We start from the raw sequence: 18116 nt of genomic DNA, 5'->3' as shown, positions 1-18116 counted from the left end.
CTTGCCGTCTGTGACTGTTAACAGGAGTCAGCCCTCGTGCCGCTAAAACCTCCTCTCGGTCTGAGCCAATGGATTTGGCGGGCCTTTGTGCAAAGTGCTTTGATCCCACTGATCGTGGTGGAGACAGCACTGATAGCCATCTATCTCTTCAGCAACAACGCCATTCGTGATGCCCAGATTGATTATTTACGACAGACGGCCCTGAGTGACCTGCAAGCCTCTGCGAACCTGGAAGCGCGGATCATCGAGGGTCAGCTGACCCAAATCGAAGCCCTGACAACCACCTACCGCAACCTGACGCAGCACGCCTTGCTGCAGCCTGCGGTCAGCGCGCCGACTCTGGCAATCACCGACAGCGGTGTGCGTTACAGCCCGCAGGACACGGGCGGCGCGGCGTTCTTCTACTCGGCGGCCACGCCCGCCGCCCAGCAGGACCTGAACAAGGCGGCTCGGCTGGCAACGCTCGACCCATTGATGCGCGAACTCAAACAGAGCAGCCCATTGGTGGCCAGCCTGTACTTCAACAGCTGGGACAGCCTCAACCACATCTACCCCTGGTTCCGCACACCGGACCAGTACCCGCATGACATGGTCATCCCCGATTTCAATTTCTATTACCTCGCGGATGCGGCGCATAACCCGACGCGTGAGGTGGTGTGGACCAATGTCTACCTCGACCCCGCTGGCCAGGGGTGGATGATGTCGGCTGTCGCCCCGGTGTACCGCGGTGATTTCCTTGAGGGCGTCAGCGGCGTGGACATCACCGTGGGCGGCATTCTCGAGCAGATCAACCAGCTGCAAGTGCCCTGGGACGGCTACGCCATGCTGGTCAGCCAGGACCTGAACATCATGGCCATGCCGAAGGCGGGCGAAGACGACTTTGCGTTGAATGAACTGACGACGCACTCCTATGAGGAAGCGATCCGTCGCGAGATGTTCAAGCCCGAAGATTTCAACCTGGGTAAACATGCACAGACCCGTGTTCTGGCCGAGGCCATGGCGCGCCAACCGCAGGGCGTGCAATCGGTCAGCCTCGGCGGGCGCACGCATATGGTGGCCTGGACCACCATCGAGGCCACCGGTTGGCAGCTGCTGACCGTGGTGGACGAGGCACAGGTCTTCAGTCAGACCAATTTGCTGGCGACGCATTATCAGCAGATCGGCTTTCTGTTGATCGCCGGGCTGGTGATGTTCTACCTGCTGTTCTTTGCCTTTATGTGGGTGCGTTCACGGCGCCTGAGTCAGTACTTGCTCAGGCCGATTGCCGGTATTTCCACGATGATGGCCGCGATTGGTCAGGGCCAGTGGCATCCCGCGCGGGTAACTGCGGACATCCGTGAACTGGATGATATGGCCGGACAGGCCGCGCAAATGGGCAGCACCCTAGAGCAGAGTGAAGCGCGCAACCACGAGGCCCAGCAGCGGCTTGAAGTGGTGTTGGAAGGGGCGACGGAGAGTCTCTGGGAACGCCACTTTGATACGGGGCTGGTGCATGTGCGTGGGCGCTTCTGCAAACGGTTTGGCTTTGCTGAGGACTTCCTGAGTGAGGAGCAGTTTCTGCAGCGCGTTCACCCGGACGATGTCAGGGGTATTCGCGACGCCGTGCAGCGCGTGCGTGAAGGCAGCAGTCAGCGCTATGAAGCCGAGTTTCGGTTTGCCGATGCCGGGGGTAAATACTCCTGGCTAATGGGGCGTGGCCGGGTGGTGGAGTACGACCCATACACGGGCCAAGCACGCGTGCTGGCAGGCACACACGTGGATATTGATGCCCTCAAGAAGGGTGAGGAAGCCCTGCGCCAAGCCACTGCGGAGGCGCAGGCGGCCAACCAGGCCAAGTCGCGCTTTATTTCCAGCATGAGCCATGAACTGCGCACCCCGCTCAATGCCATTCAGGGCTTTAGCCAGTTGATGCGCATGGGGGATCTGCCGCCCACCACTCAGGACGAATACCTCAAAGAAATCCTCCAGGCCAGCCAGCACCTCAATCAGCTGGTTGGCGATATCCTCGACTGGTCGAGCATCCAGGCGCAGAAGCCGCAGCTGGAGCTGCAGGCGGTAGACCTCGGCACGCTTATGAATGAGTGCGCCGACCTGGTGCGTCAGGAGATCAAGCGCGAAGGCTTGCAGTTCAATGTGCAGCTGCCAGACCTGCCGTTGCAGGTCCGCGCCGAGCCTCGCCGACTGCGCCAGGTGCTGCTCAACCTGTTATCCAATGCCATGAAATACAACAGCCCCAATGGGCAGATCACCTTCAGCGTCCGGGTATTCGACGGGCATGTGCGCGTGCAGGTTGATGACACCGGGCTGGGCATCAGTGCCGAACAGCAGGCGCTGTTGTTTACCCCGTTCCAGCGCCTGGGGCGTGAAAACACCGCGATTCAGGGCACTGGCATTGGCCTGTCGCTGTGCCGTGAATACGCCAGCCTGATGGGTGCCAGCGTCGGCGTGAGCAGCCAGCCAGGCATGGGCAGCAGCTTCTGGATTGAGCTGATGTCATTTGTCGCGCCTGACAGGTCACGTCGTGCCGGTCAGGGCGTGCATATCTTCTACGCTGAAGACGACGCCGTGAATCAGCAGGCCGTCGCTGCGGCATTGGCTGAGCTAGGCCGTGTCAGCGTGGCCAATGATGGCCAGGTGGCGCTAGCGCAGTTGCTGAGTGACCCCGCCGACCTCTTGTTACTGGACCTGGACTTGCCGGGGTTGAGTGGCCAGGAGTTGCTTGCGCAGCTACGCCGCCACCCGCACACCGAGCATTTGCCCGTGGTGTTGCTAACGGCTGGGATGAGTGCAGAGGTTACCGCTGCAGCGGCTAATTGCCAGGGCTTGCTGGGCAAGCCGCTGGATATGAAGGAATTGCATGACCTGGTCGAGGCCCTGCTGAGTGAGGTAATGGAAGATGCTGAGTGAATCCTTACGGTTTTCCCGGGTGGTGGTGATTGATGATGTCACCGCCAACCTGCGTCTACTGGAGTCGAGTTTGCGAGTGCTCGGGCTGCGAGAGGTCAAAGGCTTTAGTGACTCGGCAGCGGGGCTGGAGTGGCTGCAGAACCAGCATTGGGACCTACTGCTGCTGGATCTGGACATGCCGGCCCCGGACGGTTTCGAGATTTTGCGGCAACTGGCGGCCCGTGATCGACACTGTGCACCGGTGATCCTGGTGACGGCACTGAATGACGTGGAAAACCGCCGCAAAGGCCTAGAACTGGGGGCCAATGATTACGTCTGCAAGCCGCTGGACCTGCCCGAACTGCTGCTGCGGGTGTGCAATAACCTGCAACTGAGCGAGGCCAGCCAAGCCCTGCAGCGTGAGCGGGGTGAGTTGGAAGACAGGGTTGTGCGGCGGACTGAGCAGCTGGGGGCCAGCTATCAGGCGGTAATCCGCTGCCTGGCACGTGCGGCGGATTACAAGGACAACGAAACCGGCAATCACATCATGCGCATCGGTGAGTCGGCTGCACTGCTGGCACGCGCCTACGGCATGGATGCTCCGTGGGTGGAGTTGCTGCGCCAGGCTGCACCCATGCACGACGTAGGTAAGATCGGCATTCCCGATAGCATCCTCTGCAAACCCGGCAAACTGACGGATGACGAGCGCCTGGTGATGAACACCCATGCGCAAATCGGCCACGATATTTTGCAGGACAGTGCGGCCTCGCCGTTGCTCGTTCTGGCCGCAGAGATTGCCCTGCACCACCATGAGAAGTGGGATGGCAGCGGTTACCCCCAGGGCCTGGCGGGCGAGGCCATTCCGCTGTCGGCACGCATCGTGGCGTTGTGCGATGTGTATGACGCGCTGCGCTCCACGCGCCCTTACAAGCCCGCCTGGTCGGCGGAAAAGGCTCAGGCGTTGATTCGTGAGCAAGCCGGACAGCATTTCGATCCAGCGCTGGTGCAGCTGATGGAATCACTGTTCGAGCATATTGAAGGGGTGCACCGTCGCCTGGCGGATGAGCCAGTATCCTGCTGAATCGGGCTGCGTTAAGCGCATTGCAGGAAAAACGCCCCGCCATTCGGCGGGGCGTTTTTTATCTACCGGCGCCCGTTGAGCCGCACGCCTTATCAGCGATGAGTCGCCATCAGGTGCCCGACTTGATGGTGTTCCACACGCGGGTGCGGATGCGTTCAGTCTTCTGCGGCAGGGGCTGCAGCACATAGAGGGTTTTCTGCGCCTCGGCGGTAGGGGTCAGGCCAGGGTTGTCGCGGATTGCCGCGCCGACCAGCGGCATGCCGTCCTTGTTCGGGTTGGGGTAGCCGAGGAAGTCGCTGATGGGGGCAATCACCGTGGGGTCGAGCAGGTGGTTGAGGAACTCATGGGCTTCGGCGACGTTCAGTGCGCTTTTCGGAATGGCGAAGGAGTCGTACCACAGTGGTGCACCTTCTTTCGGCAAGCGCCAATCAACCACCACGCCGTTGCCCGCTTCTTTGGCGCGGTTGGCGAACTGGTAGAAGCTGCCCGAATAGCCGATGGCCACGCAGATGTCGCCGTTGGCGATATCGGTCATGTACTTGGCGGAGTTGAAATAAGCCACGTGAGGGCGGATTTTCAGCATTAACGCGCTGGCTTTCTCGTAGTCCTCAGGCTTGGTGCTGTTGGGGTCCAGGCCCAGGTAGTGCAGGGCGATCGGCAGAATCTCACCGGGCGAATCGAGCATGGCCACGCCGCACTGCTTGAGTTTGCTGATGTTCTCTTCTTTGAAGATCAGGTCCCAGCTGTCCACCGGAGCATCGGCGCCGAGGGCTTCTTTGACTTTGGCCGGGTTGAAGCCGATCAGCACGGTGCCGTACATGTAAGGCACTGCGAACTGGTTACCGGGGTCGTTGGCGGTCATCAACTTCAGCAGGCCTGGGTCGAGGTGCTGCCAATTGGGCAACTTGCTCTTGTCCAGCTTCTGGAACACCCCGGCTTTGATTTCGTTTTCCAGGAAGGTGTTGGTTGGCACCACCAGGTCGTAACCCGAGTTGCCAGTGAGCAGCTTGGCTTCCAGGCCTTCGTTGGTGTCGAAAATATCCCAGGTCAGCTTGATGCCGCTGTTGGCAGCAAAATCCTTGGGCACTGAGGGCAACATGTAGTCGGCCCAGTTGTACACGCGCAGCTCGCGCTGCTTGCCCGGCGATTGCTCCGGGGTTTGTGCCTGTGCCGCCGTGGCCAGCAGGGTTGCGCCGCAGACGGCGACAGCGAGCAGGTGTTTGATCGTGTTCATCGTGTCTCACCCCTGAATCATTATTGATGTTGTGTTGGCTAGGCCTGTACGTGAGCTGCTTCGAAACCTTCCAGTACGTTGACCGCGTTGACGCCGATGGCCTCCACTGCATAACCGCCTTCCATAACGAACAGGGTCGGCTTGCCGAGGGCGGCGATGCGTTTGCCCATGGCCAGGTAATCCGGGCTGTCGAGCTTGAACTGGGAAATCGGGTCGTCCTTGAAGGTGTCCACACCCAGCGACACCACGATCACCTCGGCATCAAATTCGGCGATGCGCTGGCAGGCGTCATCAAGCGCCGCGCTCCACACCGCCCAGGGGCTGCCCATGGCCAATGGGTAGTTGAAGTTGCAGCCCTCGCCAGCCCCTTCACCGCGTTCATCGGCATAGCCGAGGAAGAAGGGGAACTCGTCGGCCGGGTCGCCGTGGATCGAGGCGAACAGCACATCGTTGCGGGTGTAGAAGATGTCCTGGGTACCGTTGCCGTGGTGGTAGTCGACATCGAGGATCGCCACGCGCTGCTTGCCGTGGTCGAGAAAGGCCTGGGCAGCGATAGCTGCGTTGTTCAGGTAGCAGTAACCGCCCATCAACTCGCCTGCGGCGTGATGGCCCGGTGGGCGGCACAAGGCAAACGCACTGTGGGCGCCGGCGGCGATTTCAGCCTCGGCGCTCAAGGCCACTTGGGCGGCGCTGTAAGCTGCCTGCCAGGTGCCGGCGGTAATCGGCGCGCCGCCGTCGAAGCTGTAATAGCCAAGCTGGCCGTGCAAATCACGCGGGATGACTTGGCGCAGGGTGCGTGCCGGCCAGGTGAAGGGCAGCAAATCGCCAGTGCCGTTCTGCGCTTGCCAGCGATCCCAGGCACCTTTGAAGAAGTTCAGGTAGGCGGCGCTGTGGATGCGCTCAATCGGCGCCAGGCCGAAGTCCTGGGGCGGACGCACCTCACCGAGCTGACGGTCCTTGACGCGTTGCAGGATGTGGTCGGCGCGTTGCGGCTTTTCGAAACAGGGCATCAGTTGGCCGTCGATCAGCTCGCAGCTGCCGTGGTGCAGGTGATGGTCGTCGCTGTAAAAAGTGAGCATGTGGCACGGCTCCAGGCTTGTTGTTGTGCCTGCATTGTTCGCCTGCATCGCCGGATGGAGAACGCTGACAACGGCCAAAAGGGGATCGATGTGGCCAAATTTCATGGCCGCCACGGCTGAGCGAGCCGCGCAAACTGTAACAAGCCATGAACCTTAAGCCTTTCTTAAGCTTGGAAAACGCATGGTGCGCCCCGCCGGGGGCGTTGCCCCTTCATTGCCGATAAGGGGGCAGAGCATGCTCAATCAGACTCGCCAGGTACTGCCGCTGTTGTGTGCCTGGCTGGCCACGCCTGTGCTGGCGGATGTGGAATGTCCACGCGCCGACCGCGCGGACTGGATGCCCGAATCGCACTTTCGTCAGCAGATGAAAAACCAGGGCGTACAGATCACCAAATTCCGCATCACTCCGGGTAACTGTTACGAGATTTACGGTTTCGACGTGAACGGCGAGAAAGTCGAAATCTATTACAACCCGGTCGATGCCACGCCCGTGGCTGAAGTCGCCACCGCGCATGTGGCCAAGCCATGACGCCAAAACTGCTCATCCCCCTCATGCTCACGGCGGTACTGGCAGTGTTCGCCGGGGCATGGCAGCGCGCACCGGCACAGCCGCCTGGCGCCTTCGCCGTGCTGCCGACGCCGACGCCCAGTGCGCCGGAATTCAGCGCGAAATTCGCCTCGTCGGACATGGACGACTTTGTACACTCCGCCTCCATTACCGGGCTGCCTGGCGGTGACCTGATGGCCGCCTGGTTTGCGGGCAGTCGCGAAGGCGCGGCGGATGTGCAAATTCGCGCCGCACGCTTTGACGCCCGCAGCGGCCAATGGAGTGCCGAGCGCGTGCTGGCCACCCGCGAATCCACCCAGCGCGCGGTCGGTAAGCACATCCGCAAGCTGGGCAACCCGGTGATCAGCCTGGCACCGGACCAGCGCCTGTGGCTGTTTTATGTCTCGGTTTCGCTTGGCGGCTGGGCCGGCAGTGCGGTCAATGCCATGGTGTCCGATGACCTGGGCGAGACCTGGTCGGCACCGCGCCAGTTGGTGACCAGCCCGTTTCTCAACATCAGCACCCTGGTGCGCGCCGCACCGGTGTTTCATGCCGATGGCAGCATTGGCCTGCCGGTGTACCACGAGTTTCTCGGCAAATTCCCCGAGTACCTGCACCTGAGCTCACGCGGTGAGGTGCTGGGCAAGTACCGCATCGGCAAGGGCCGTTACTCGCTGCAGCCAACCGTGGTGGCGCTGGATGAGCAGCGTGCCGTGGCGTTACTGCGCTATGCCGGCGAGCAGCATCACCGTGTGCTGGCCAGCCACACCACGGACAGCGGGCGCACCTGGAGTACGCCGCAACCGCTGGAACCGAGTAACCCCAACTCATCGCTGGCCGCCGTCGGTCGTCCCGATGGCAGCCTGCTGGTGGCGATGAATGATCTGGAGGATGGTCGCTTCCGCCTGACCCTCTACGCCACCGACAGCCAGCTGGCGAACTGGCGCACCCTCGGTGAGCTGGATGAAAGCCCCAACCCTTGGGGGGAACCCATCGCGCCGGCGGAATTCCCGGCGGTAATCCGCGAGAAGTTCCGCGCCAGCGGCGGCCGCCCCGAGCAGGAGGCGCGCTTTCTTGAGCAGGTCAGTGCCCGGATGTGCAGCCCGACGGGGTGCGACTTCGATTACGAATACCCCTATTTCACCCGTGACACCGATGGCACGTATCACTTGGTCTATTCGTGGAACGACATGTTTATCAAGCACCTGGCCTTCAATGAAGCCTGGCTGACGGAGCGCCGCCCACATGACTGACTTCTGGTTACCGCACCTGGCGTTCACTCTGCTGGTTTTCCTGATCTTCGTTCGATTGGCACGTAATGCGGCGCAGCGCGGCATCCTGCTGGCGGGCAGTCTGCTGCTGAGCCTGCTACCGGTGCAGGGCATCAGCTTGGCGCTGCAGTTGCGCACCTATATCGGTGACCTGTCGATCAGCAGCCTGGTGCTGCTGAGCTGGGCGATGCTGTGTCGTTTTGGCTTGCCGGGTGCCGCCCCCCGTGATCGCCTGGCCAGCCTGGCGCTGTTCGCCGGCCTGGCTGTACTGCTCTACCCGGCAGCCCTGGGCTTGAGCTACAGCGACCCGTACCAGCTGGGTTTTGCGCCGCGGCCCATGCTGCTGGTACTGGGCGTGCTGAGCCTGGTGCTGATCATCCAGCGCAGCTGGCTCGGCGCGTTGGCGCTGGTGCTGGCGACCTTGGCGTTCAGCCTGCGTCTGAACGCCTCGGAAAACTACTGGGACTACCTGATTGACCCCTACCTGGCCCTCTACAGCCTTGGCGCACTGCTGAGTTCCGGTCTGCGCGGGTTGCTGGCGTGGCGTAAGGGTACGCGTGCAACTGACACAAGGAACGCCGCATGAGCTGGCTGAAATCCCGTCGCCTGCATTATCTGGCAGGCCTCACAGCGCTTCTGTTCGTTCTCTTCGCCAGCTTGCGCGTGCTGTTCCTGCTGGGCTTCTCCTCCGTCGAAAGCATCAGCGAGTCGGACGTACTGCCCACCCTCGGCATCGGTCTGCGCTTCGACCTGCGCCTGGCCCTGCTGCTGATGCTGCCGGCAGGCATTCTGCTGGCTCTGCCCAAGCTGCGCCTGGCGCGCTTTCGCGCCGTGCGCTGGTTGCTGCGTGCCTACCTAGTGCTGGCCGTGGCGGCGCTGGGCCTGCTGTATATCCTCGACTTCGGTCATTACGCCTACCTGGGCGTGCGCCTCAACGCCACCGTGCTGCGCTTTGCTGGTGATGCGCAGATCTCCGCCGGCATGCTCTGGCAAACCTATCCGGTGCTGTGGATCACCCTGGCCTGGCTGGCTGGTGTGACGCTGTGGGCCTGGGCGCTGCTGCGCCTGGAGCGTGCCACCCTGGATCGGCCGCCAGCGCAACGGGTGGGTGTATTGCCGGCCCTTGGCGGCGCGGCAGTGGTGGGCGTGCTGGTATTTTTTGGCCTGCTCGGCCGCGCCACGGCGTTGAACCTGGAGAACCCGGTACCGCTGCGCTGGAGCGATGCCTTCTTCAGCGGCAACAGCCAAGTGGCGGCGCTGGGCCTTAACCCGGCGTTGTTTCTGTTCGACACCCTCACGCTTGAACCCAGCGCCTTCGATGAGGCGGCCACCCGTGAGCATTACGCGGTGGTGGCTGACTACCTGGGTGTCAGCGACCGCGACGCGGAGGGGTTGAACTTCTTCCGTCAGCAACCGTTACAGGCGCACCGTATCCAGGCCGAGCGCCCGCCTAACGTGGTCTTCGTTATGCTCGAATCGCTCGGCACCAGTGCCGTCGGGGCTTACGGCAACCCGTTGAACCCGACACCGAACCTGGATCGGTTGGCCCAGGAGAGCTGGTTCTTCCGTCACTTCTACGTGCCGGTGACCGGCACTGCCAAGACGGTGTGGGCGAGCATCACCGGCATTCCCGACGTGTCGCGCCAGGAGACCGCCACGCGTAACCCGTTGATAGCCCGCCAGCGCACGCTGATCAACCAGCTTGCAGGCTACGAGAAGTTCTACATGATCGGCGGCAACGCCGGTTGGGCCAATATCAATGCGCTGATTCGCCAGAGCATCGACGGCGTGCAGCTCTATGAGGAGCGTGATTGGCAGTCACCCCAAGTCGACGTGTGGGGCATCTCGGATCTGGATTTCTTCAAGGAGAGCAGCCGCATCCTCGGCGCGGTGCCCAAGGATCAACCGTTCTTCGCTTACCTGCAGACTTCCGGCAACCACCGGCCCTTCACCATCCCCAAGAACAATGATGGTTTCGAGGCGCTCGATCTACCGCTGGAGCAGGTGCAGCAGGCCGGTTCGCGCAGCGTGGAGCAGTACAACGCCGTGCGCCTGCTGGACTTCAACATCGGCCGCCTGATGGAGCTGGCCAAGGAACAGGGCTTCTACGACAACACCATTTTCGTGTTCTTTGGTGACCACAACACGCGTATCAGCCAGATCCCGCACATGGCGCCGGCCTTCGAGCAGTTGGGGCTGGAGAGCAACAATGTGCCACTGCTGATCCATGCGCCGCAGTGGCTGGCGCCACGCGAGTTTGATGAGGCGGTGGGGCTGGCCGATCTGCTGCCTACCGTGGCGGGCATGCTTGGCGTGCCGTTCAGCAACGGCAGCCTGGGGCGTGATATCCAGCAGCCGGCGCCAGAAGGCGAACGGGTGGTGCCCCTGGTGTTGCAGGAAGGCAGCTTCCCGGTGATCGGCGCGGTGACCCGCGACTTCCTCTTGCAGATGCAGCATGACGGCAGCTCGCCGACCTTGCACAGCCTGCACTCGCCCACCCCGCGCGATAACGTGGCCGCGGATCACCCGCAGGAGTTCCAGCGCCTGTTGGCGCTCAGCCGCGGCCTGCATGAAGCCTCACGCTTGCAGATGTACCGCAATGTTCGGCCCGAGGAATGAGCATCCCACAAGCCTATGAACCTACGCGCGGAAACGGCTTGGCGGTACGCCGCTCCAGCGCTGGAAGGCATGGCGGAAGCTGGCTGTTTCGCTAAAGCCGAGGTATTCGGCGATGCGGCAGATCGGCCATTCCTCTTGGCCAAGCAGGGTTTTTGCTCGCTCAAAACGCAGCTCATCGAGCAGTTCCTGGTAGTGCGTGCCCAGTTCCTGCAGGTGCCGACGCAGGGTGCGCGGTGAGCAGTGCATCTGCTGCGCCAGCTGTTCCAGGCCGGGTGGCGCGGTGAGCTGCTCGGTCAATAACTGGCGGATACGCGCGAGCCAGGCCTGGCGGCTATTGAACTCGCTGTTCTGCTTGCGGCAGCGCTCAAGCATTTCCCGGTGGGTCACCGCATCGGCCAGCGGCAGTGGCTGCTGTAACCAGCTGGCGGGAAAGGCGAAGGCGTTGCGTGCCGCGTCAAACTGCAACGGGCAGGCGAAGCTGTGCGGGTAGCGCGCGCTGTAGTCGGGTTCGCCATAGCGGAACTGCGCGGCGCTCAGCGGCAGAGGTTGGCCGAGCAGGTCATCACTGATCAGCTTGAGTGAGGCCAGGCACATTTCCACGTTGAACACTTCCAGTGCCGGGCTGTGCTGGTAGTCGCTGGCACTGACCCAGGCCAACTCGCCTTCAATCTGCAGGTCCATTTTGAAGTAGGTGCCGAGCAGGGCGGGGTACTGCAGCAGCAAGCGCCAAGCGTCACCAAAGGTGGCACTCGACAGCGCGGCGTAACCGACCATGCCATACGCCGACACATGCATGCGCCGGCCCAATTCCAGGCCCAGATCGCTGCGCACTTTCAGGGCATTGGCGCACACCTGCAATTCCTGCGCGCGGGTGATACGGGTGTCTGCGCAGGCCAGATCAGCCGTGGTGATGCCGCTGCCCGCCAGCAAGGGCTCGGTCAGCTCGGGCTGTGCGGCAAATAACTCCAGAATCATCGAAACCACATGCAGGGTGGTCAGGTGGGCGTGCAACATCGGGGCAACCGCAACAGTTCAGGATGCCTGAATGACGCAAGAACTATGCCGCGGTACCGCAGCGGCCGGGGCTGATCCGGACCGCTGTGATCTAGGATGATTTAGCGATTACGCAGGAAGGCGTTGATAAAGTCGCCCTGATTGGGTGCTTTTTCATGGGTGGTGAAGGTCAGGGTCGCCTCGTTTTCGCGCAGCTTGAGCTTCTGCGCAAAGCTGCACTGCACGGTTTTCAGACCCTTGGCGACAGCCTGTTGCTCGTCGCCGTTCTGGCACAGGTTAGCCAGCTGGTTGACCACTTCACCGCAGAAGCTCGGCACGCTAAGGCGCTTGAGTTTGTCGTCGTCGATGGCGTTCCAGTCAACCTGGGTGGTCAGCGGTGTGTTGCAGGCTTTCGAGGCGTCCTGATCAATCTGCTGCAGCTGCTGGGTGAAGTCGGCCACGCGCTTTTCCCGGTCGAAGCTGCTCAGCTTGTCCTGTATGCCTTTTTTCTTCTGCTGCTCGTAGAGCGCCAGAAGGTTGGCTGGTTTGGTCTGTTTGCTCTTGGCTTCATCAAAACCCAGCTCGAAGCCGTCGGTGCTCGGCAGGTACAGCTGGTATTGCTCGCCACCCCAGCCCTGGCGCTTGATCAGCATGTTGTAGGCGCTGCCGTCGAGGGTGGTGGTGTAATCCCGCTCATCGTTGCCGTGCTCGTTGACTGTGCTCAGCAGTACCATTTCATCCAATGGGTGGTTGATGCCACTGACCTGGATCAGCGCCTGTTTGCCGTCGCTGCTGGGTGCGACGGTCACGCTGATGCCATTGCCGGCATCGAATACTTGCGGGTATTTGGCCAGTTCGAGGGCGTTAGCGTTGAGGGTGAAGAGGGCAGCGGCGAGGAGCAGTGACAGCCTTGTCATGGTGGTGTCCTGGGTCATTTAAAGGATACCCAGTATAGCCAGGCCGCCCGCCGCGATTTGTGCGCCAGGTCTGCTCGTGGCGCTAGCTGATCTGTCACTGGGCATCAAGGCGTGCGGCCCGCGACAAACGGTGCGTCGGTGTGCACGCCAGCTCAGGCTTTACGGTATACTGCGCGGCCTTTGGCGGTCCGCACCGCCATAATTCATTCCCTAACAAGCCACGCCTGGTTTCCAGCGTGGCTTGTTAGTTTCTGCAGCGCCTACGGGCACTTGATGAAGAAGAGGCACGACGATGAGCGCACTGGTTGGCGTGATCATGGGCTCCAAGTCCGATTGGTCCACCCTTAGCCACACCGCCGAGATGCTGGACAAGCTGGGCATTCCGTACGAAGTGAAGGTGGTTTCCGCCCACCGCACCCCGGACCTGCTGTTCCAGTACGCCGAACAGGCTGAAGAGCGCGGCATTCAGGTGATCATCGCCGGTGCCGGCGGCGCGGCGCACTTGCCAGGCATGTGTGCGGCCAAGACCCACCTGCCAGTACTCGGCGTGCCGGTGCAATCGGCGGTGCTGTCGGGCGTCGATTCGCTGCTGTCGATCGTGCAGATGCCGGCCGGCATTCCAGTCGCTACCCTGGCCATCGGCAAGGCGGGTGCCGTAAACGCCGCGCTGCTTGCCGCGAGCATCCTCGGTCACCAGCATCCGCAGTTTCATGCGGCGCTCAAGCAGTTCCGCCAGGAACAGACTGAAACCGTACTGGACAATCCGGACCCGCGTGAGGCCTAACCCATGAAGATCGGCGTAATCGGTGGCGGCCAGCTGGGTCGCATGTTGGCCCTGGCAGGTACGCCGCTGGGGATGAACTTCGCTTTTCTCGACCCTGCGCCGGATGCCTGTGCGCAAGCGCTGGGCGAACATATCCGCGCCGATTACGGCGATCAGGATCACCTGCGTCAGCTGGCTGATGAAGTTGACCTGGTGACCTTCGAGTTCGAAAGCGTGCCGGCCGAGACCGTGGCCTTCCTCTCGCAGTTCGTCCCGGTGTACCCGAGCGCTGAAGCCCTGCGCATCGCCCGTGATCGCTGGTTTGAAAAATCCATGTTCAAGGACCTCGGCATTCCGACCCCGGATTTCGCCGATATCCAATCGCAGGCTGACCTTGACGCCGCTGTGGCGAGCATTGGCCTACCGGCTGTGATGAAGACCCGCACCCTGGGTTACGACGGCAAGGGCCAGAAGGTCCTGCGCAAGCCCGAAGATGTCGTCGGCGCTTTTGCCGAACTGGGCAGCGTGCCGTGCATTCTCGAAGGCTTCGTGCCGTTTACCGGCGAAGTCTCGCTGGTGGCGGTGCGTGCCCGTGATGGCGAAACGCGCTTCTATCCGCTGGTGCATAACCGCCACGACAGCGGCGTGCTGGCGCTGTCCATCGCCAGCACCGATCACCCGCTGCAGGCGCTGGCAGAAGATTACGTCAGCCGCGTGCTGACCAAGCTCGATTACGTCGGCGTGCTGGCCTTCGAGTTCTTCGAAGTCGATGGCGGCCTGAAAGCGAACGAAATCGCCCCGCGCGTGCACAACTCCGGGCACTGGACCATCGAAGGCGCCGAGTGCAGCCAGTTCGAAAACCATCTGCGCGCCGTCGCCGGCCTGCCGTTGGGCTCGACTGCCAAGATAGGTGAGAGCGCGATGCTTAACTTTATCGGCGTGGTTCCGCCGGTGGAGCAGGTTATCGCCATCGCCGACTGCCGCCTGCACCACTACGGCAAGGCCTTCAAGGCTGGGCGCAAGGTCGGTCACGCCACCCTGCGCTGTGCGGATCGTGCCACTCTGGATAAGCAGATCGCGGCTGTCGAAGCGCTGATCGCCAAGGCTTGACCCTTGCTTTGTGACTAGGCTCTTGCGTAGAACACACAAGAGCCTGGTCATGAAGTGTCTACTGCTGTTGTCTCTATTCTTCCTGCCGTTATGCCATGCCGAACAGGTGTTTCGCGCCGATTACCGCGAGCGCCCGCCAGAGATGCAGGCCATCGACGCGCTGCCCGTAGGCCCGTTGATTGAGGTCTTGGATACGGCTGCGCAACGCGTCGGTGCGCGAATCGAATGGCGCTACGTGCCCTTCGTGCGCAGCCTGGAAGACCTCAAATCCGGGCGGATTGATCTAGCCCCCCGCGTGTTGTTCACCGCCGAGCGCAAGGACTACGTGCACTTTCTGCCGTCCATCGGTACCCAGCGCAAAAGCATCCGCTTTATCGTCAAGACCGGTCAGCAGGCCAGCCTGCGCAGCTATGCCGACTTGCAGGGCAAGGTGATCGGGGTCAAACGCGGCACCGCCTACTTCGACCCGTTTGACAGCGACAACAGCCTGCAAAAAAGCCTGGCCACCGACGACTACCTGCTGGCCGGGATGTTTCGTGCCGGGCGCCTGGATGTGATGGTGGTGCTGGATGCCGAAGCCATCGAGGCGCAGTTCCACAAGATTGGCTTCAGCGACTACAGCTATGCCGACTACCAGTACGAGCAATCCGTTGGTAACTATTTCGGTGCCTCGAAGCGCCACTATCTGGGTGACAAAAAGACCCTCTACGAGCAGTTGGGGCAGACGCTGCGCGGCATGCGCGAGAGTGGCGAGATTGCCCGCATCTACCACCGCCACGGTGTCGTGCCACCCGAGACCGAAGAGTAGCGAACTGCCAGCATTTCCCGTGGTCAGATCAACGGTCGCAAATCCCACCGTCCACTGAGGAGGCTCGCATGAGCATTATTGGCATCATTTTTATCGGCTTGATCGTCGGTCTGATCGCGCGCTTTATCAAGCCGGGTAACGACAGCATGGGCTGGATCATGACCATCCTGCTGGGCGTCGGCGGCTCGATTGCTGCGACCTATGGCGGCCAGGCGCTGGGCATCTACAAGGTGGGCGAGTCTGCTGGTTTTATCGGTGCAGTAATCGGCGCGGTGGTGCTGCTGGTAATCTACGGCGCTGTTAAAAAGGGCTAAGGCCCTGTCACTTCGCTGCCCTGTGAGCCCAACGATGCGCTACCTGTTGTTACCTCTGCTGCTGCTCAGCACCCTGGCCTGTGCCGAACTGCCGGAAACCGATTGGCTGGAGCTGATGCCACCGGAAGACCGCCAGGCCCTGGAAGACATGCCCGAGATCAGCCACCAAGGCCTTGAGCAGGACAGCGGCTTCTATAACCCCGGCGGCCTCAAGCAGCAGGATCAGAACTTGCCGGCGGTGATGTACTCGACGAAAACCGTCGCCGCCTTCGATGGTAAGGCGGTGCGCCTGGGCGGCTATCCCGTGCCACTGGAAACCGACAGCAAGGGCCACAGCACGCTGTTCTTCCTGGTTCCCTACCCCGGCGCCTGCATCCACGTACCGCCGCCACCGCCCAATCAACTGGTGCTGGTGCGCTACCCCAAAGGCATCGAACTCGAAGACATCTACGCCCCGCTCTGGGTCAGCGGTACGCTGAAGATTGAACAGGTCAACAACGAGTTGGCGGATGCCGCATATGCCATGCAGGCGGATCTGGTTAGAGTGGTGACCGATGACGACCTATAAAGCCGGAGTGCCCACCATGAAAGCCGCTATTGCTCTGCTGTTGTGCCTGTTCTCCGCCACCAGCATGGCCCTGGAAACCGGTGAGCGTTTGGCGCCCTGGACCCTGCTCGATCAGCATGACCAGGCCTACACCTTGGACGATCAGCTGCAAGTATTGCTGGTAGCCCGCAGCATGGACGCCGCCAAACTCGTTGACGCCGCCCTGGAGGGCAAGCCCAAGGGCTATCTGGAGCAGCGCCACACGGTGTTTCTCGCCGATATCAGCCGCATGCCGAGCATCATCGGCAAACTCTTCGCCATCCCCAAAATGCGCGACTACAACTACCGCGTCCTCCTCGACCGCGACGCCCGCATTGCACCCCGATACCCGGCGGACAATGCCAGCGTACTTTGGCTCGATCTGCGCCAGGGCCAGCTACAGGGGCAGCACAGTTTTACTGATGCTACCGAGTTGGCGCAGGCGTTGAAGGCGGTGGGGCGCTAGTTAACCTTTCGCTCAGCGCGTTGGCGTAATCAGCTTGGAGCCACTCAGTTGGCTTCGATGCTGCGCAGCAGCTCTGCTGCTGTCAGGCGTTTGAGCGTATGTGCGGCCGGGTCCGTCTCCACGTCCAGCGCCAGCGGCGTGATGCCATCAGCCTCATAAACGAAGTACGCATTGCCGTTGCTCACCTCATGGGTTTTCGCTCCCGCCGTCGCGATGGTTTTCGGGGCAGCGGACATCAGCTCGTCGACCGTGCTGTAGCGCAATACGACATCAACCTCGCCTAGGCGGCCAAGAGGCGCATCGGCTGGCTGAGAGGGCTCCGCCATAACGGATTGCAGGGATATTGCATTGGAGGCTTCGATCCACTTGTCCGAGTATTTGGAAATCAGGTCCTGGTATTCGCTCGACAGCGGCTTATTCAGATTGCACACAGCCTTGCGTATAGAGACACCGTTCTGCCCATTGCGGATATTGCCGTACAGGCAATCGATGACCGGAACTTTTTCTTTTAGCGCGAGGGTGTAGAACACCTCGAAAGAACTAATTGATCCGGAGTTCTCATAGACCAGCGCGGGAGCCCCGTTGAAGGAGACCAGAGCTCTGGTCGTCTGGCCTGCGTAGCCAACGAGATCTGCGAATACCTTGGTTTCCGTTCCCCGACTGATCGTCAACTCGCCGGTGTCCATGTCCGCACGATAGGTTTCAGTGCTGCCGCCTCTATCGAATGTGAGGGGTGTCGCCTGTGCTTGTGCGGGGGTTGCCAGCACAAGCATTAGCAGTAAGGTCATTGGAATGACGTAGGGCAAAGCGACGGCTCCATCAATAAAAACTGAGATCGTATTTCAGCGGTTTATGCACGTTTCATATTCTGTAGCGAACGATGTATCGAAAGTTAGTTCTTCAGGCTCTTCTACATCGCCTGAAATATTTAATAGTTGGCGTTGGGTCACGTTGTACTGAACCCAGCCGATAGTGCCGGTGCCGTCTGTATCGAAAAACAACTGGGCCATCACGCTGTCGCCGGTGTCATTGTCGATCAATAAGTCAGTTTTCTCTTTGGTTACGTATTTGAACGGAAAATTACTGCTTCTCACCAGCTCGGTCAGATATCTATAGCAAGAGCACTCTTCTAGATTTGACCTCGCCGTGAATGACTCTTCTACTGGTTGATTGGCGCATGCGGCGTAACCAAAAAATGCGAGAAGGAGTAGGGCTGAATACAGAGCTTTGTTCATTTCTTGTTGGCCTCGAACTCATTGACGTAACGGGATTTGATGTCTTTTAAATGTTTTTTGTATGTGGATTGAATCTTTGTGTTCGTCGAGTGCCAACACGTCCAGTTAAAGGCTAGAAAGGGGCATTGAAGTAGCAGGCTTTGCAGGTCCAGTTCGACGTTCTTGCTAATCAACGCCACCTCGAAACGATAGGGCTGACTGATGATT

General features: G+C 61.0%; 18 protein-coding genes. 12 read left to right on the top strand and 6 right to left on the bottom strand.

The genetic code is table 11. From position 1 onward, the window contains the following. Positions 1-36: 36 nt before the first annotated feature. Both HCI85_RS08590 and HCI85_RS08585 read left to right on the top strand, forming a co-directional pair. Positions 37-2907, top strand: a complete 2871-nt coding sequence (locus HCI85_RS08590) for an ATP-binding protein (protein WP_167144084.1) — start codon at positions 37-39, stop codon at positions 2905-2907. Beyond that, positions 2897-3967, top strand: coding sequence for an HD domain-containing phosphohydrolase (locus tag HCI85_RS08585; protein ID WP_167144082.1), 1071 nt, complete (start codon positions 2897-2899; stop codon positions 3965-3967). The genes HCI85_RS08590 and HCI85_RS08585 overlap by 11 nt, the downstream gene beginning before the upstream one ends. Before the next feature lie 109 nt (positions 3968-4076). On the opposite strand, the gene HCI85_RS08580 is transcribed toward HCI85_RS08585, so the two are convergent. Then, positions 4077-5201, bottom strand: a complete 1125-nt coding sequence (locus HCI85_RS08580; RefSeq protein WP_090250835.1) for a polyamine ABC transporter substrate-binding protein — start codon at positions 5199-5201, stop codon at positions 4077-4079. 38 nt (positions 5202-5239) lie between these two features. Beyond that, positions 5240-6280, bottom strand: coding sequence for a histone deacetylase family protein (locus HCI85_RS08575; RefSeq protein WP_167144079.1), 1041 nt, complete (start codon positions 6278-6280; stop codon positions 5240-5242). 235 nt (positions 6281-6515) lie between these two features. On the opposite strand from HCI85_RS08575, the gene HCI85_RS08570 reads away from it, so the two are divergent. Genes HCI85_RS08570 through HCI85_RS08555 form a run of 4 tightly spaced genes read left to right on the top strand, consistent with a single transcriptional unit; the run spans position 6516 to position 10717 of the window. Then, positions 6516-6809, top strand: a complete 294-nt coding sequence (locus tag HCI85_RS08570; protein WP_090250831.1) for a PepSY domain-containing protein — start codon at positions 6516-6518, stop codon at positions 6807-6809. A gap of 23 nt (positions 6810-6832) precedes the next feature. Further along, positions 6833-8080 carry a sialidase family protein gene (locus HCI85_RS08565; RefSeq protein WP_167144338.1) on the top strand — a complete coding sequence of 416 codons (1248 nt, stop codon included), beginning with the start codon at positions 6833-6835 and terminating at the stop codon, positions 8078-8080. Next, on the top strand, positions 8073-8684 hold the full coding sequence (locus HCI85_RS08560; protein ID WP_167144078.1) for a hypothetical protein: 612 nt from the start codon (positions 8073-8075) through the stop codon (positions 8682-8684). The genes HCI85_RS08565 and HCI85_RS08560 overlap by 8 nt, the downstream gene beginning before the upstream one ends. Then, positions 8681-10717 (top strand): LTA synthase family protein, encoded by a 2037-nt coding sequence (locus HCI85_RS08555; protein WP_167144076.1) that lies wholly within the window; start codon positions 8681-8683, stop codon positions 10715-10717. Before HCI85_RS08560 ends, HCI85_RS08555 begins: the two co-directional genes overlap by 4 nt. A 21-nt stretch (positions 10718-10738) precedes the next feature. On the opposite strand, the gene HCI85_RS08550 is transcribed toward HCI85_RS08555, so the two are convergent. Further along, positions 10739-11731: an AraC family transcriptional regulator gene (locus HCI85_RS08550; protein ID WP_167144074.1), complete on the bottom strand. Its 993-nt coding sequence runs from the start codon at positions 11729-11731 to the stop codon at positions 10739-10741. A gap of 101 nt (positions 11732-11832) precedes the next feature. After that, positions 11833-12627 carry a hypothetical protein gene (locus tag HCI85_RS08545; protein WP_167144072.1) on the bottom strand — a complete coding sequence of 265 codons (795 nt, stop codon included), beginning with the start codon at positions 12625-12627 and terminating at the stop codon, positions 11833-11835. Positions 12628-12919: 292 nt separating this feature from the next. On the opposite strand from HCI85_RS08545, the gene purE reads away from it, so the two are divergent. The 6 genes from purE to HCI85_RS08515 all read left to right on the top strand — a co-directional run bounded on the left by purE (position 12920) and on the right by HCI85_RS08515 (position 16674). Beyond that, positions 12920-13411, top strand: a complete 492-nt coding sequence (gene purE / locus HCI85_RS08540; RefSeq protein WP_090250815.1) for a 5-(carboxyamino)imidazole ribonucleotide mutase — start codon at positions 12920-12922, stop codon at positions 13409-13411. Positions 13412-13414: 3 nt separating this feature from the next. Next, positions 13415-14500, top strand: coding sequence for a 5-(carboxyamino)imidazole ribonucleotide synthase (locus HCI85_RS08535; protein WP_167144070.1), 1086 nt, complete (start codon positions 13415-13417; stop codon positions 14498-14500). A gap of 49 nt (positions 14501-14549) precedes the next feature. Further along, positions 14550-15308 (top strand): substrate-binding periplasmic protein, encoded by a 759-nt coding sequence (locus tag HCI85_RS08530; RefSeq protein WP_167144068.1) that lies wholly within the window; start codon positions 14550-14552, stop codon positions 15306-15308. 68 nt (positions 15309-15376) lie between these two features. Next, positions 15377-15622 (top strand): GlsB/YeaQ/YmgE family stress response membrane protein, encoded by a 246-nt coding sequence (locus HCI85_RS08525; protein WP_090250808.1) that lies wholly within the window; start codon positions 15377-15379, stop codon positions 15620-15622. Positions 15623-15656: 34 nt separating this feature from the next. Then, a complete protein-coding gene (locus tag HCI85_RS08520) occupies positions 15657-16190 on the top strand; it encodes a DUF3299 domain-containing protein (protein WP_167144066.1) in 534 nt (177 codons plus the stop codon). A 16-nt stretch (positions 16191-16206) separates the two neighbouring features. Then, a complete protein-coding gene (locus HCI85_RS08515) occupies positions 16207-16674 on the top strand; it encodes an FAD/FMN-containing dehydrogenase (protein ID WP_167144064.1) in 468 nt (155 codons plus the stop codon). A gap of 44 nt (positions 16675-16718) precedes the next feature. On the opposite strand, the gene HCI85_RS08510 is transcribed toward HCI85_RS08515, so the two are convergent. After that, complete coding sequence (locus HCI85_RS08510) at positions 16719-17480, bottom strand: hypothetical protein (protein WP_167144062.1); 762 nt, start codon at positions 17478-17480, stop codon at positions 16719-16721. Between the two features lie 36 nt (positions 17481-17516). Beyond that, complete coding sequence (locus tag HCI85_RS08505; protein ID WP_167144060.1) at positions 17517-17909, bottom strand: hypothetical protein; 393 nt, start codon at positions 17907-17909, stop codon at positions 17517-17519. Between the last annotated feature and the right edge of the window lie 207 nt (positions 17910-18116).

The organism is Pseudomonas sp. OTU750018 (assembly GCF_011636575.1).
Classification (GTDB): domain Bacteria; phylum Pseudomonadota; class Gammaproteobacteria; order Pseudomonadales; family Pseudomonadaceae; genus Aquipseudomonas; species Aquipseudomonas peli.
This window is presented reverse-complemented; position numbering and strand designations above follow the sequence as displayed.

Coding starts and splice junctions, on each gene's coding strand:
- HCI85_RS08520 (WP_167144066.1), top strand. CDS start 15,657: ATGCGCTACCTGTTGTTACCTCTGCTGCTGCTCAGCACCCTGGCCTGT.
- HCI85_RS08535 (WP_167144070.1), top strand. CDS start 13,415: ATGAAGATCGGCGTAATCGGTGGCGGCCAGCTGGGTCGCATGTTGGCC.
- HCI85_RS08570 (WP_090250831.1), top strand. CDS start 6,516: ATGCTCAATCAGACTCGCCAGGTACTGCCGCTGTTGTGTGCCTGGCTG.
- HCI85_RS08525 (WP_090250808.1), top strand. CDS start 15,377: ATGAGCATTATTGGCATCATTTTTATCGGCTTGATCGTCGGTCTGATC.
- HCI85_RS08560 (WP_167144078.1), top strand. CDS start 8,073: ATGACTGACTTCTGGTTACCGCACCTGGCGTTCACTCTGCTGGTTTTC.
- HCI85_RS08505 (WP_167144060.1), bottom strand. CDS start 17,909: ATGAACAAAGCTCTGTATTCAGCCCTACTCCTTCTCGCATTTTTTGGT.
- HCI85_RS08580 (WP_090250835.1), bottom strand. CDS start 5,201: ATGAACACGATCAAACACCTGCTCGCTGTCGCCGTCTGCGGCGCAACC.
- HCI85_RS08555 (WP_167144076.1), top strand. CDS start 8,681: ATGAGCTGGCTGAAATCCCGTCGCCTGCATTATCTGGCAGGCCTCACA.
- HCI85_RS08550 (WP_167144074.1), bottom strand. CDS start 11,731: ATGTTGCACGCCCACCTGACCACCCTGCATGTGGTTTCGATGATTCTG.
- HCI85_RS08575 (WP_167144079.1), bottom strand. CDS start 6,280: ATGCTCACTTTTTACAGCGACGACCATCACCTGCACCACGGCAGCTGC.
- HCI85_RS08530 (WP_167144068.1), top strand. CDS start 14,550: ATGAAGTGTCTACTGCTGTTGTCTCTATTCTTCCTGCCGTTATGCCAT.
- purE (WP_090250815.1), top strand. CDS start 12,920: ATGAGCGCACTGGTTGGCGTGATCATGGGCTCCAAGTCCGATTGGTCC.
- HCI85_RS08585 (WP_167144082.1), top strand. CDS start 2,897: ATGCTGAGTGAATCCTTACGGTTTTCCCGGGTGGTGGTGATTGATGAT.
- HCI85_RS08545 (WP_167144072.1), bottom strand. CDS start 12,627: ATGACAAGGCTGTCACTGCTCCTCGCCGCTGCCCTCTTCACCCTCAAC.
- HCI85_RS08565 (WP_167144338.1), top strand. CDS start 6,833: ATGCTCACGGCGGTACTGGCAGTGTTCGCCGGGGCATGGCAGCGCGCA.
- HCI85_RS08515 (WP_167144064.1), top strand. CDS start 16,207: ATGAAAGCCGCTATTGCTCTGCTGTTGTGCCTGTTCTCCGCCACCAGC.